Annotated in this window: 10 protein-coding genes; 1 reads left to right on the top strand and 9 read right to left on the bottom strand. The window is 61.7% G+C overall.

Annotation, left to right across the window (positions count from 1 at the left end; all coding sequences use genetic code 11):
• Positions 1-20: 20 nt before the first annotated feature.
• Genes FF098_RS01135 through murJ form a run of 5 tightly spaced genes read right to left on the bottom strand, consistent with a single transcriptional unit; the run spans position 21 to position 5,810 of the window.
• Positions 21-959, bottom strand: coding sequence for a diacylglycerol/lipid kinase family protein (locus FF098_RS01135; protein WP_155136162.1), 939 nt, complete (start codon positions 957-959; stop codon positions 21-23).
• Entirely contained in the window at positions 956-1,783 is an 828-nt protein-coding gene (locus FF098_RS01130) for a metallophosphoesterase family protein (protein ID WP_155136159.1), read from the bottom strand. Before FF098_RS01130 ends, FF098_RS01135 begins: the two co-directional genes overlap by 4 nt.
• A 3-nt stretch (positions 1,784-1,786) precedes the next feature.
• On the bottom strand, positions 1,787-3,121 hold the full coding sequence (locus tag FF098_RS01125; RefSeq protein WP_155136154.1) for an endonuclease/exonuclease/phosphatase family protein: 1,335 nt from the start codon (positions 3,119-3,121) through the stop codon (positions 1,787-1,789).
• Between the two features lie 17 nt (positions 3,122-3,138).
• Entirely contained in the window at positions 3,139-4,170 is a 1,032-nt protein-coding gene (trpS, locus tag FF098_RS01120; protein WP_155136151.1) for a tryptophan--tRNA ligase, read from the bottom strand.
• 41 nt (positions 4,171-4,211) lie between these two features.
• Entirely contained in the window at positions 4,212-5,810 is a 1,599-nt protein-coding gene (gene murJ, locus FF098_RS01115; RefSeq protein WP_155136148.1) for a murein biosynthesis integral membrane protein MurJ, read from the bottom strand.
• A 478-nt stretch (positions 5,811-6,288) separates the two neighbouring features.
• Between murJ and FF098_RS01110 the strand changes: the two genes are divergently transcribed.
• Complete coding sequence (locus FF098_RS01110; RefSeq protein WP_155136145.1) at positions 6,289-6,906, top strand: TetR/AcrR family transcriptional regulator; 618 nt, start codon at positions 6,289-6,291, stop codon at positions 6,904-6,906.
• 79 nt (positions 6,907-6,985) lie between these two features.
• Here FF098_RS01110 and wrbA read toward each other — a convergent pair whose 3' ends face one another.
• The 4 genes from wrbA to mutS form a co-directional block, all read right to left on the bottom strand.
• On the bottom strand, positions 6,986-7,585 hold the full coding sequence (gene wrbA / locus FF098_RS01105; RefSeq protein WP_155136142.1) for an NAD(P)H:quinone oxidoreductase: 600 nt from the start codon (positions 7,583-7,585) through the stop codon (positions 6,986-6,988).
• 111 nt (positions 7,586-7,696) lie between these two features.
• Entirely contained in the window at positions 7,697-8,020 is a 324-nt protein-coding gene (locus FF098_RS01100) for a DMT family transporter (protein WP_155136138.1), read from the bottom strand.
• A gap of 124 nt (positions 8,021-8,144) precedes the next feature.
• Positions 8,145-10,919 (bottom strand): [protein-PII] uridylyltransferase, encoded by a 2,775-nt coding sequence (gene glnD, locus FF098_RS01095; protein ID WP_155136135.1) that lies wholly within the window; start codon positions 10,917-10,919, stop codon positions 8,145-8,147.
• Positions 10,909-13,659, bottom strand: coding sequence for a DNA mismatch repair protein MutS (mutS, locus tag FF098_RS01090; protein ID WP_229714496.1), 2,751 nt, complete (start codon positions 13,657-13,659; stop codon positions 10,909-10,911). Before mutS ends, glnD begins: the two co-directional genes overlap by 11 nt.
• Positions 13,660-13,775: the final 116 nt, after the last annotated feature.

Below are 13,775 nucleotides of genomic sequence, written 5' to 3'. Positions count from 1 at the left end.
GGACCCTGTTCTTCGGACGATTACTGCTCAAGGTTCGGCAGGCGCGGGACGCGCAGGGCGCCAGGCACAATCTCGAAGACCAGCGGCCCCTCGCTCTCAAGTATCTCGCCATCGACCGTGTAATGTATCGGTTCGCCATCGCGCGGTGCGATCGAGCAGCGCTTGCAGTCGCGCAGGTCGACGGCGTCGGAAGTCGCCAGTTCGCCGAGCACAGCCTCCGCCACACGGGCAAGAAAATCGATACCGCCATGGGTTTCGGTCAGATAGACGGCGAGCATGCCGGTGTCGAGTCGGTCGCGATGAGGAACGCCATCGACGGAGCCGTGAAACGCATTGTTGGATACGATGATCGTGTTGGTCGAGACTTCCTCTGCGTGATTGTCCATCTGCACGCGATAGCGGTGCTCACTGGAATAGAACAGCGCATCGGCAGACTCCACGAGGCTCAGCATCTTGTCATGGAGATTATCGGCGACACGGAAGTTTTCCCGCGCCTCGGCGACCTCGGCAAACGTGCCGAGCACGACGTTGTTGAGGAAGGCACGGCCATTGACCCGGGCGATATCCACGGTAGCGGTATCCGCCGTTATCGCCGCTTCCAGCGCCTGCCAGGGGTCGACCGGAAAGCCAATGTCGCGTGTGAACATGTTTGCGGTGCCAAAAGGCAATGGCAGAAAGACCGGTTTGCGTTCGCCCGGCAGCTTTGTGACGATGTCAGCAAGCGCAGCAATTGTCCCGTCACCACCGATGACGATGTAATAATCCGCATCGGGATGACATTTGGGCGCCGCTTCCATCAGCGACGGACAGTCATCAATAACGAATTCGACATCGAAACCCGATGCGATGAGGGGTTTTTTCAACTCCTCGCGCAGATCGTGCAGGTCAGATGACGACACGCGCCCGGAATGCTTGTTGACGAAGGCGACGGCCTTTTTCAGGCGGGTTGGCGACGTCATAAATCATGTGCCTCTGTCAGTTGCCAGCCACTATTGGTCCTGGCGAAAGAACGTGTCTTCTCTGGCTCAAAATGCTCATCGGCATAACGAATAATGCGTGTATGGAGTATATCGCCTTCGGCCTCGATAATGTTGAAGGACGGCATCTCGCCGCGGGTGCGCGTGGACGATGCCGTACCGGCCTGGGACAGGATGATCTTGCGATCGCCGACATCGACCGACCGTACCCGGCCCTGATGGACATGGCCGGTCATGAGAATATCGACCCCGGCTTCAACCAGTCGCTCCAGGATATGCGGTGCTTTCGGGATAACAGCGCGCCCGGCACTGCCCGCCTCAGGTTCGGGGAAAAACGGGTGGTGAATGCCGAGAATGTTCAGGCGTCCTGACTGGCTGTCCTGAAACGTCGTCAGCGCCTTGGAAATCTGCTTCGACGACAGGCGGCCTGTCGACCAGTCGAGCGAAAGGCGCATGCGGGTAGCCGAGTTCAGCCCGACGAAGACGAAATTCCTGGCGAACATGACCGGTTCAGGATCACGGTTGAGGGCATCGCGAAAGCGCTTCCACGGAGAAACGAAACGCTGCCAGAGATTGTAGACGGGCGCATCGTGATTGCCGGGAATGATGGTCGCGCGCTGCTTCAGCATGTCGAAAAACAGCGCGGCCTCGGCGAATTCGCTGCGACGGCCGGATTGCGTCAGGTCACCCGTAACGATGACTTCATCGACATGGGCGCGGTTGAAATAATCCTTCAGGGCAGCGAGAACCGGCGCATCGATCCGTCCGAAATGGAGGTCGGATAGGTGCGCGAATGTCGTAGCCATGAATTACTCTTCCTGTTGTTTCAGCCTCAGATCGACCCAGACCAGATGATGGTCGGATGATATGACAGGCCAGCCTTCGCCGACCAGCTCAAAACCCGGTTGATCCGGAGTGGGCCAGAAAACGCCTGAGCCGACGACCTGGAAGTCCTGCCGGGAAGGTAACACATAATCGATACGCAGGTTCCCGACGGAGTTTTCGCTGGTGTCGCTGAAATCAGCCGTATCGAGACGGGCGGGCGTGATGTGATTGGCGTTTACGCCGCCCTGACGCTCGGCGGCGGCAACTGCCCCCTCGCTCGCCGGGGCGGGATCGAGGATGACCGGATTGTCGAGCAGCAACGAGATCGCGTTGTTGTAGCTGTCGCCTTCATTCGGATCCGCATTCAGGTCGCCAAAAATGATGAAGGGTTCGCCCTCGGTTATCCCGCCGGTATTGCCCTTGTCGTCATAGATATAGTCGCCCACCCCTGGGGTGACATAGTCTGCAATCAGACGGATTTCGTCATGGTTACGGCGGCCATTGCGGTCTTCCGGCCCATCGAAGGCTGGCGGTGTCGGATGAGCGGCGATGATATGGATGGGCTGGTCCTCATAGAGGAAGGAGACATCGACCATGGTCTTGGAGGACAGGCGGAAGACCTCCTGCGCCTCGGCCGAGTAATACTCCGTCGGCATCGCATTGTCCGGCATGTCCTTCCACAGGAAGGTCTGGAAGGTGCGGGTGCGCGGCATGAAGACACGCTTTTTCGACAGGATCGCCATGCCGTACTGGCCCTCATAGGTGCCATAGCCGAAGGCGTCATTGCCATAGCCGCGTGTGCCCGGCTCTGTAACCGCCTGCCCGTCATTGTCGAGGTCGACACCGGACGGGACGCCGGTATTGACATTGGGTGAATAGATGAAGGGATATGACAGCGCCTTCTTGCCGTCGACCGGGGCCGGATCGAGATAATTGTCACGGAACACGCCGAGTGGGCGGTCGTTGTTATCCCAGTCGATTTCGTTCAGCACAAGGATGTCCGGATCGACGCGACGGATGATTTCAGCCACTGCCTCGATCTGCGGGTCACCGCCGGCCATCAGGTCTTCCAGCAGTTGGCCTTGCTCTTCGCGATAGAAGGAGACGTTGAAGGTCGCCACGCGCAGCGCGCCTTCCGGCTTGGCCGGTGGCCAATCCGCAGAGGCGTCGGCAGTAGTAGCATCGGCCGAAGGAGCGGCACCCTGCTCGACCGCTTCAACTTGCGGCGCGGTATCCGCAGTGGTTTGCGTGCCCGCTTCATGCTGCCCGCAGGCGGCAAGCAAGATCAGTGACGTGGCGGCCAGCAGTCTCTTCATCATCGATACCCCTTTTTATATCAAACAAGGAAACCGACGATTTCCTTGACCTCTCGCATGATCGGCGCTGCGATGGCGTCGGCCCGCTGCGCCCCATCCTTCAGCACTTTTTCCAGCGTCGTTTCATCGCCCTGGATCTCGCGCATCCTTGCAGTAATCGGTGACAGTTTTTCGACAGCGAGGTCGGCGAGCGCAGGCTTGAAGACGCCGAAGCCCTGACCGCCAAAGTCAGCGATGACCTGTTCCTTTTCGACGCCCGCCAGTGCGGCATAGATGCCAACGAGATTGTCCGCCTCCGGACGACCAGAAAGGCCCTCAATGTCACCCGGCAGGGGTTCCGGATCGGTCTTTGCCTTCTTGATCTTCTTCGCGATCATGTCGGCATCGTCGGTCATGTTGATGCGCGAATTGTCCGCAGGATCGGATTTCGACATCTTCGCCGACCCGTCCTTCAGGCTCATGACGCGGGCACCGGCGCCCTTGATCAGCGGTTCCGGCATCGGGAAGAAATCCGGGCAGTTAAAGTCGTTATTGAACTTCGCCGCCGTGTCGCGAGCAAGCTCGAGATGCTGCTTCTGGTCGTCGCCAACCGGCACATGCGTCGCCTTGTAGGCGAGAATGTCCGCACTCATCAGGTTGGGATAGACGAACAGGCCGGAGGAGGCGCGCTCCTTGTCCTTGCCCGCCTTGTCCTTGAACTGGGTCATGCGATTCAGCCAGCCCATGCGGGCAACGCAGTTGAAGATCCAGGCGAGCTCTGCATGGGCGGAGACCTGCGACTGGTTGAAGATGATCGACTTGTCAGGGTCGATCCCGGCGGCGAGATAGGCGGCGGCGATCTCCAGCGTCTGGGCACGCAGCTTGGCCGGGTCCTGCCAGACGGTGATCGCGTGCATGTCGACGACGCAGAACAGGCAGTCATGGGACTGCTGCAGCGTCACGAATTTGCGGATCGCGCCGAGATAATTGCCGAGGTGAAGGTTACCGGTGGGCTGAACGCCGGAAAAGACGCGTTCTGGGCCCTTATAGCTGGTTGTGAATTGCTCGCTCATAATGGGCGCGTGTTAGCGGATATTTCGAGGCGGCACCAGCCTTAAGCACGCCTGGTGATCAGCCCCTTGAAGTCTGACAGTTTCGCGCCGCCAAGAAGGATCGCGCTGACGCCATAGAGCGCGACACCGCCGGCAACGATGGCGAGCAGCAAGAGCCAGAGCTGGTCACCGAAGAATGGCAGCAGCGTGGTGGCGTTTTCCGCGGCCAGCCAGACGGCGAGGCCCATGACCCCGGCAGCAAGGAACAACCGTGGTGCGCGCCCGGCAAGCCGCTCGTCCGGTCGCAGAATCCCCGCCTTCCATAGCTGGCGGGACAGCAAGGTCACCTCTGTCCACGAGGCGATGATGGTGGCGATGGGGATAGCGATAAAGCCGATCATCGGGAACAGGGTCAGCGACAGGACCATGTTGATCGAGATGGCCATGAGCGCGAATTTCATCGGCGTGCGCGTATTCTCCCGCGCGAAATAGGCAGACGACACGACCTTCTGCAGGCAGAAGGACAACAGGCCAAGGCCATAGATGGACAGGGCAAGACCCGTCGCCTCGGCGTCGCGAGCGAGATAGGCGCTCTCGTTCTGGCCGAAGTAAGAAAGTGCATCGCCGGCAAAGTCGATGAACAGCGCCGCGCAGATCAGCGTCGGCATGGCGATCAGCGCCGCTGCCGATGGCAGGCCGAAGAGGAGAACCAGTTCCAGCCCGCGATTGAGATTGGACCGGGCGGCGGGCTCGTTGCCCTCCTTCACCGCGCGGGAGATGGCCGGCATCAGCACGATGCCCAGGGTGATGCCGATCATCGACAGGGGCAGCTGGTAGAGCTGGTCGGCATTCATCAGCCAGGAGATGGCCCCTGACTCGCGCGAGGCGATGTTGGTGCCAACGATGGTGTTGATCTGCAGCGCCCCGGCGCCGATGAAGCCGGGCCAGCCAAGCGCCAGCATCCGCTTTATGTGGGGCGTCCATTTCGGCAAGCGCAGCTTCAGCAAGAAGCCGGAGCGCCACGCCCCGAACATCAGGATCGCCAGCTGGGCAAGGCCAGCCGCGAAAACAGACCAGGCGGCGGCATAGCCGGTAAAGGTGACGCCCCTGTTGGCATAGATCAGCACCACCGTGATCATGATGACGTTCAGCGCCAGCGGCGCAGCGGCAGCCGCGGCGAACCGGTGCATGGCGTTGAGCAAGCCACCATAGAGCCCGACCAGCGACATGCAGGCGAGATAGGGAAACATGATGATGGTGAAATGGGTCGCTAGGCGGAATTTCTCAGGATCATCCTCAAAGCCCGTCGCGACGACCCAGACGAAGGCCGGGGCGAAAATCATCACCACCGCCGACAGCGCGGTGAGGATGAAGATCATCCAGGCGAGCACATCCTCTGCAAAAGCCCGAGCTTCTTCATCGCCGCCCTCGACATGGCGGCCCTGGAACAGGGGGATGAAAGCGGCCTGAAACGCGCCCTCGGCCAGCAGGCGGCGGAACATGTTGGGAAAGCGGAACGCGGCCCAGAAGGCGTCTGCCACCGGCGAGCCGGAGGCACCGATGACACCGGCGATCAGCACCTGGCGCGCGAAACCGAACACGCGCGACAGCATGATCAGCCCCGAAACGGTTGCCATCGACTTTAGCAGACTGCGTGACATGGAAAGCCAGTACCCCGGAAAGCAACGCCCCTTTTCGGGACAATCGGCGGCCCCGCAACGGAACCGGCGAACGCGAATAGTACCAGCGTTTGCGGCAGGACCAAGGAAAGAGCAAGTGTGTTTGGGGGTGTTATGGGGTGTTTTCGACTGCAGGCCGAAAGCTGGTTACATATCAGGCCGATAAAATGGTGGCTCGGCAGTGACGACCTTATCCGCTTTACGCCGGCCTGAAACCGGCAACGTGCCTTGACGGGCGTCACGCCGAGCCATCGAGCTGCATCGTGGCAGCCAGCTCCCCCGAGCTACCATATGATCGCTGTCATCCCTGCCTGGCGCCTCCGGTGTCGATTAGGGACCGTCAGCTCTCCCCGCCAGATCAGTGATGAACATCGTTCACAATCTGAAGATAACACCAAATGAACATAGTTCAAGACAATTTTGAACTTTGTTCACACAAAATTTTCAGTTAGAAGGGGATATGGCATATGTAAGTACCCCCCGCGAAACCCAGGAAGAGATGCGCGAACGCGCGCTCGATATCGGCGCTGCATTGATCCGCGAAGGCGGCCTGTCCCAGGTCAAGGCCCGCGTTCTTGCCGTGCGCCTGAACGTTTCGGTCGGCACGATCTATAACCTTTTCGGCCAGATGGACGAGTTCGTCTATCGGCTGAACGCCCGCGCCCTTGACGGTCTTTATATCGCCGGTCAGCAGGCAATCGATTCCGCGAAGTCGGAAAACCGGGACGTCACCGGCCAGATGCTGGCCCTGTCTCGTGCATATCTTGATTACGTCATCGCCCATCCGGACGAGTGGAATGCGGTGCTGACCTTCATGCAGCGGCGCACCGGCACACCGCCGGACTGGTACAAGGAAAAGGAGCGCGCGGTCAGCGGGCTCGTCGCCAGCACCATCGCGCAGATGCCGGGGATGGACGATATCCAGCGCTGCCGGATGATGGCCCGCGCCATGTGGGGCGCGGTGCACGGCATCGTCACCGTCTCCCTGCGCCCGACCGGCATGGACCAGCATGTCGAGGAGATCTGGGAGCAGATCGACTTCGTCGTCCGCTCCATCGCCGCCGGGATGGAAGGCTGAGGCCGAGTACCTTTGCCATTGGAAAAGCCGGTACGAGAATCCGCACCGGCTTTTGTTTTTTTCGGGTGGTCAGCTCAGATCAAGAAGCGAGTTTCGCAGCCGTATTAGCGACACGGGCGCCGAGATATTTCGCGCCATCGAGCTCGATCTGGCTTGGCTGGCGGCTGCCGTCGCCGCCGGCGATGGTCGAGGCGCCATAGGGCGAGCCGCCTTCGACACTGTCGAGCGTCAGCTGGCCCTGGAAACCATAGTCGAGACCGACAATTGTCATGCCAAAATGCAGCATGTTGGTGATGATCGAGAACAGGGTCGTCTCCTGCCCGCCATGCTGGGAGGCGGTACCGGTGAAGGCCGCGCCGACCTTGCCGTTCAGCGCGCCCCTCGCCCACAGGCCACCGGCCTGGTCGAGGAAGGCTGCCATCTGGGAAGACATGCGCCCGAAACGGGTGCCTGTGCCGATGATGATCGCATCATAGTCGGCCAGCTCTGCGACAGTAGCGACCGGCGCTTCCTGATCCAGCTTGAAGCCGGCGTTTTTCGCGACCTCCGCCGGAGCGGTTTCGGGCACGCGCTTCACATCAACCTCGGCGCCGGCTTCGCGGGCACCCTCGGCGATGGCCTTTGCCATGGTCTCCAGATGGCCATAGCTGGAATAATAAAGAACGAGAACTTTTGCCATGATGGCCTCCAATAAATTCTGCTTGGAAACTCACATAATACGTCTGAGCGCGTCGCGCCGTTGCTGATTAGGCAAATATGTGTTGCGGCAAACTCAGGGGCTGATGCAGGTTCAGGAAGGAGAGCCGGAAACCTTCATCAGGATAATCCCGGCAACGATCAGGCAGGCCGCGACAACCCGCATCGGTGTGAGCATTTCGCCGAGCACGAGGACCCCGACAAGGAACGCCCCGACAGCGCCGATGCCAGTCCAGACCGTATAGGCGGTACCGAGCGGCAGCGAGCGCATGGCGAAGGACAGAAGCGCGAAGCTGGCGATCATCGCGACGATGGTGACGGCGCTGGGAACAAGTATCGTGAAGCCCTCGGACTTCTTCATCGAGAAAGCCCAGACGATTTCCAGAAGACCGGCAACAATGAGATAAATCCAGGCCATGAGAAAGCCCTCCATGAATGGATCGGGCCGTCCCGAGATGACATGATAGACACGGGTCGTCCCGTGCCGGCCTCATATAGGGCTGATTTCAGCGCGCTTCAATACAGGCCGCTCGGGTACAGGTTCAATCGCTGTCTAGCACGGCAAGCAACGAGCGGCGGATCACTTCCTGGCGGCGCCGGTCTGTGATCTTGTAGCCCGGCAGGTCCTGGATATAGAAGGTATCGACAGCCATCTCGCCATAGTTGGCAATATAGGCAGAGCGGATCGACACGCCGATATCGCTGAGCGCGGCGGCAAGGCGATAGAGCAGCCCCGGCCGGTCACGGCCCTTGGCCTCGACGATCAGGCAGTCATGGGACGTGTGCTGATCGAGTTTGACCTCTGACGGCACATCGAACACATGCCGCCGGTCGCCAACCCGGGCACGCAACTTGATCTTTTCATAACCGGGCCGGGTAATGGCTTCCTCGAACTGCTTTTGCAGCTTCGCTAAAGCCGCCTCCTCATCCTGGCCTTCGAGGATCGAGCGGCCCTGCTCGCCATGAAAAACAACGATATTGCCGGCCATGTCCACGCCCTTGCCCGCCGGTTTGACCGGAAACGCAGTCGAGGCGCGGACCATGCCGCCATTGGCAATAACGACACCGGCAATCGCCGCATAAAGCCCCGGCTTGTCGCGGGAATAGATCGCCGCCTCGACAAGGCCATCCTCATGCACGCTGAGCTCGACCGAGCCGGGCGAAGAGCCGCCATCGACGTGGCGCATCATCTTGACGAACCGCACCGCCGTAGCGGGATCGACGCCCTCGAAGAACTCGGCCGGCAGGCGCAGGAGATAGCGGTCGAGCTGCTGTACCGGCCAGTCGGAAAGGAGCCTGGCCGCACGGCCACGAAGCGCATCGCGCTGTTTCAGGATGTGGGCGGCAAGCGCCTCCGCCCCGCCGGAGAACCAGGCTTTCGTCGCGTCGTAAAGGTTACCGAGGTCGCGACGCGTCCAACGGTCCCACGAATTGAAACCGGCCATGCGCAGGTGACAGATCGTCAGCACCATGAGCAGGTCAAGACGTTCAGCCGTTGCAACTTCGGCGGCGAAGGTCTCGATTGTGCGCTCTTCCATCACGTTCCGGCGCACGGCGATATTCGCCATCATCTGGTAGCGCGTCGACGCCCAGACGATATCCTCAAGTTTATCCTTGTCAGGCACCAGGTGACCGACAGAGGAGATGATCTTGCGGCGAAGCCTGTCCGGGGTCGGGTTGGTCAGCGTCTCGCCGGATTCATGCATCAGGATGGCGAGATAGAAAGACAGCGGATCAGCCGTTTTCGCCATGATGCGCGTTGCAATGGGGTGATGCTCCGTCTCTTCGCCATGACGGATACGATCGAGCACGCCAACGGAACGCAGAACATGTTCGTCCAGCGTAAAACCGCGATAGAGACCGTATTTGACCCGACCTATCAGCATGCCGAAGGCAGGCAGATAACTGCCCAGCAACCCGCATTCGGTCATGTCGCGCAGGACTTCCTCCGGGTTCTCCGTATCCAGAATAATTGCCCGGAAAATGGTTGCGACATCCTCGTCCTCGACGCTTGCCCGTTTCATGAAGCGGGCCCCGGCCGCGACGGTCTTCAGCGCTTCAGGATGAATCTCGGCAGCAGGCTTGCGGGCGGCGATGCGGAACAGGCGGAAAAGGTCGAGCGGCGTCTCCTGTGCTTTTGCATGATCCCTGAAATCGACCCGGTCGCCGCGCAGGGTGATATTCGTCGGGGTGCCGACCTCGTCCGGGCGGATGCGGCGGTTCAGGTCCTGCTTGCGGTTGCCGCCGCCAAGACCGCGGAAGAAACTGTCGATCAGGCGCGAGCGCTTGACCTCCGCCTCTTCCAGTGCGGCACAGACAACGCCGGTCAGCCGGCCGACTTCCTTGGCATTGATAAAGTAGTGCTTCATCAGCCGTTCGACGCCGAGGGTCTGGCCACGGTTGTGATAGTTCAGCGCATCGGCAACCTTTGGCTGGATATCGAAAGAGAGTTGCTCATCCGGTCGCCCGCGCAAGCGATGCAGCTGCACACGGACGGACCAGAGGAAGTCGAGCGCCTTTTCATAGCTCGCCGCTTCCTCATCAGTGAAAACGCCGATATTGACGCGCTGCTCGACATTTGTCGCGCCATAGGCATAGCGCGCCAGCCAGTGCAGGGTTTCAAGGTCGCGCAGGCCGCCCTTGCCTTCCTTTATGTCCGGCTCGACCGCGTAACGCGAACCGTTACCCTTGGCGATGCGGTCCTCGCGCTCCTTGAGCTTGGCCTCGATGAAAGGTGAAACCGTAGCCTTGCGATAGCGGTCGAAGCGCTGGAAGAAATCGCGGGCGAGTGTTTCGTTCCCCACGATATAGCGAGCATCCAAATAGGACGTACACCCCTCTATATCGGCCTTGACGAAATCGATCGACTGGGCCGGGGAGCGCACGGCCTGGGCGACGTTCAGCCCGGCGTCCCACAAGGCATAGAGGATGAAATCCAGCAGCGGCTTGATCTTCTGCCCGGCATTTGCTGAATGCAGGAAGAGGAGATCAATATCGGAGAACGGCGCCAGACGCCCGCGCCCGAACCCGCCGACGGCCAGCACGGCGAGATGCTGTGCCTCTTCCGGATACAGAGCGGCACCAGCCTCGAACAGGCCGTGGATGCCCTCTCCCGTCAGCGTGGAAAGGCCGCGGGAAATCTGTTCGCCACGCCGCGTCTTGCCGAACATCTCGTCAAGCCAATGGGCACGGGTATCGCGGATTTCCTGACCCAGCTTCGTGCTGCGCTCCATCGAGGACAGCTCTGCTGACATGGCGGTCAGCCGGTCGGCCAACGCGCCGGGCTTCCAGAGTTTGCGCGATGCTTCAGCTGCCATTGCGGGTCATTTCCTTCAGCGCATAGAGCGCTTCCAGCGCCTCGCGGGGCGACAGGCTGTCCGGATCAATATCGGCGAGTGCCTTGAGCGCCGGGCTGTCGGCGGGGGGCTTGGGTGCCGCTGCGGCAGCGCTGAAAAGCGGGAGGTCGTCGACGAGCGTGGATAGGCCGGCGCTGGAAGCCACCTTGCCTTCTTCGAGCAGGCTCAGAACTTCCTGCGCCCGGGCAACGACGGCAGGCGGCAGGCCGGCGAGACGGCCGACAGAAACGCCATAGGAACGGTCGGCGGGGCCTTCCGCCACCTCGTGCAGGAAGACGACATCGCCCTTCCATTCGCGCACCTGCATCGACACATTGTCGAGCCGGTCGAGGCGTGAAGAGAGTGCTGTCAGCTCATGATAGTGCGTGGCGAACAGGCCGCGGCATTTGTTGATCTCGTGCAGGTGCTCCAGTGCCGCCCAGGCGATGGAGAGACCATCATAGGTCGCCGTGCCGCGCCCGATCTCGTCGAGCACGACGAGGGAGCGCTCCGATGCCTGGTTGAGGATCGCCGCGGTCTCGACCATTTCGACCATGAAGGTCGAGCGGCCACGGGCGAGGTCGTCTGACGCGCCGACGCGGGAAAAGACGCGGTCGATGACACCGATATGGGCGGATTTGGCGGGCACGAAGGAGCCCATCTGGGCGAGGATCGCGATCAGCGCATTCTGGCGCAGGAAGGTCGATTTACCGGCCATGTTCGGGCCGGTGACGAGCCACAGGCTCGGGTCTTCATCCCGCGTCAGGCGACAGTCATTGGGGATGAAGGCCCCCTCGCCCGCCCGTGCCACGGTCTGTTCGACAACCGGGTGGCGCCCGCCGGTGATCGCGAAGGCGAAGCTGTCATCGACCTGCGGGCGGACATAGTCCTGCGCCTCGGCGAGCCCTGCCAGCCCCGCGCAGACATCGATCAGGGCAAGACCATCCGCACATGCCGCGATGTCGCCGGCGCGGGCGATGGTCTTGCCGCAGAGATCGCCAAACAGCTCCATCTCCCGGGCGAGCGCAGTGTCACGCGAGCGGACGATGCGCGAGTCGAGATCGGAGAGTTCGACCGTCGTGAAGCGCACGGCATTGGCGAGCGTCTGGCGATGGATGAACAGGTCGGAATGGGGCGCGCCCATCAGCGTGTCGGCATGGCTCGCCGGGGCCTCGACGAAATAGCCGAGAACGTTGTTATGCTTGATCTTCAGCGCCTTGATGCCGGCCTTCTGGCGGTACTGATCCTCAAGCCCGGCGATGACTCGGCGGGCGTTGTCGCGCAGGCCGCGCGTCTCGTCGAGGCCGGGGTCGTAGCCAGCAGCGATGAAGCCACCATCGCGGGCAAGCAGTGGCAGGTCTTCCGCGAGGGATTTCTTCAGCAGGCGGAGCAGATCGGCGAAGCCGCCGCTGGACTGGGCTTCCAGATCGCACATCGCCTCCTGCAGCATTGCCGCCATCGGCGCGTCCAGTGGCGCTTCATCGGCGGCACCATGAAGCAGCTCGCATAATTCCCGCGCGGCAATGAGACCATCACGCAGGGCGGCGAGATCGCGCGGTCCGCCCCGACCGAGCGCCAGCCGCGACAGGGCGCGGGCGATATCGGGTGTGGCAGCGAGACGCTCGCGGATATCGCCCCGCAGGGTCCGCGCCTCGACCAGCCAGGCGATGGCCTGCTGGCGGCGACGGATGGCATCGATATCGGTCAGCGGTCCGGCCATCCAGTCGGACAGCAGCCGCGCCCCGGCACCGGATACCGTGCGGTCAATGGCGGCAAGCAGCGAGCCGTCCCGGTCGCCGCGCTGGGTGCGGGTCAGCTCCAGCGAGGTGCGGGTAACGGCATCAATCGCCATCGCCGCGCCGCGGGCCGGATGGCGCGGCGGCTTCAGCGCCGGCATGCGCCCGACCTGCGTCAGCTCGATATAGGCCGCGAGCGCGCCGAGGGCGGCAATCTCGCTGCGGGCAAAGGTGCCGAAAGCATCGAGCGCCTGCACCTTGTAGAGATCGCACAGCCGCTCCTCGGCATTGGCGACGTCAAAGAAAGTGCGCGCCTGCGGCGTGACACAGGTCTCGTCGCCCAGCGTATCGAGGGCGGCGATCCACTCCTCCCCCGGCGCTTCGGGCGTCAGCAATTCCTTCGGCGTCAAGGCGGCGAGTTGAGAGCCAAGCGTGTCGGCGGTAACGGTCGCGACACACAGCTCCCCGCTCGATACATCGGCCCAGGCGAGCGCCCCGGCACCGGTCTTTGGCGCGTGCAGGGCGGCGAGAAAATTGTGGGAGCGGGCCTCAAGTAGCGAATCTTCCGTCAGCGTGCCGGGGGTGACGAAGCGCACGATCTCGCGCCGGACGACGGATTTGGAGCCGCGCTTCTTGGCCTCCGCCGGGTCCTCGGTCTGTTCGCAGATCGCGACCTTGAAACCGGCGCGGATCAGCCGGGCGAGATAATTTTCGTGGGAGTGGTGCGGTACGCCGCACATGGGAATTGGATCGCCCTGATGCTGGCCGCGCCTGGTCAGCGTGATATCGAGCGCTGCGGCTGCCTTGACCGCATCGTCGAAGAACAGCTCGTAGAAATCGCCCATGCGATAGAACAGGAGGGCATCACCCGCCTGTTCCCTGATCTCCAGATACTGGGCCATCATCGGCGTCAGGGCTTTGGTATCCTTGACTGCCATCGCCTTGCCCTTCTCGCCGATCTCGCTCGGGTGGGCAGAACCGTCCATTGAATTCTCCACGACTGACCTGTCTTATAAAACAGACTGGCCTGAGTCGATAGAGAACGGGCCTGGTGGTGGAAAACCGTTCTTGACGGGAGCACCGCAGAGGCCGAGACTCGGGC

The sequence above is a fragment of the Aquisalinus luteolus genome (assembly GCF_009712425.2).
Lineage (GTDB): Bacteria > Pseudomonadota > Alphaproteobacteria > Caulobacterales > Parvularculaceae > Aquisalinus > Aquisalinus luteolus.
This window is presented reverse-complemented; position numbering and strand designations above follow the sequence as displayed.

Bases quoted from the DNA above. Each gene is read 5' to 3' on its own strand.
- trpS (WP_155136151.1), bottom strand. From the start codon at position 4,170: ATGAGCGAGCAATTCACAACCAGCTATAAGGGCCCAGAACGCGTCTTT.
- FF098_RS01130 (WP_155136159.1), bottom strand. From the start codon at position 1,783: ATGGCTACGACATTCGCGCACCTATCCGACCTCCATTTCGGACGGATC.
- FF098_RS01100 (WP_155136138.1), bottom strand. From the start codon at position 8,020: ATGGCCTGGATTTATCTCATTGTTGCCGGTCTTCTGGAAATCGTCTGG.
- mutS (WP_229714496.1), bottom strand. From the start codon at position 13,659: ATGGACGGTTCTGCCCACCCGAGCGAGATCGGCGAGAAGGGCAAGGCG.
- FF098_RS01135 (WP_155136162.1), bottom strand. From the start codon at position 959: ATGACGTCGCCAACCCGCCTGAAAAAGGCCGTCGCCTTCGTCAACAAG.
- glnD (WP_155136135.1), bottom strand. From the start codon at position 10,919: ATGGCAGCTGAAGCATCGCGCAAACTCTGGAAGCCCGGCGCGTTGGCC.
- murJ (WP_155136148.1), bottom strand. From the start codon at position 5,810: ATGTCACGCAGTCTGCTAAAGTCGATGGCAACCGTTTCGGGGCTGATC.
- FF098_RS01110 (WP_155136145.1), top strand. From the start codon at position 6,289: ATGGCATATGTAAGTACCCCCCGCGAAACCCAGGAAGAGATGCGCGAA.
- wrbA (WP_155136142.1), bottom strand. From the start codon at position 7,585: ATGGCAAAAGTTCTCGTTCTTTATTATTCCAGCTATGGCCATCTGGAG.
- FF098_RS01125 (WP_155136154.1), bottom strand. From the start codon at position 3,121: ATGATGAAGAGACTGCTGGCCGCCACGTCACTGATCTTGCTTGCCGCC.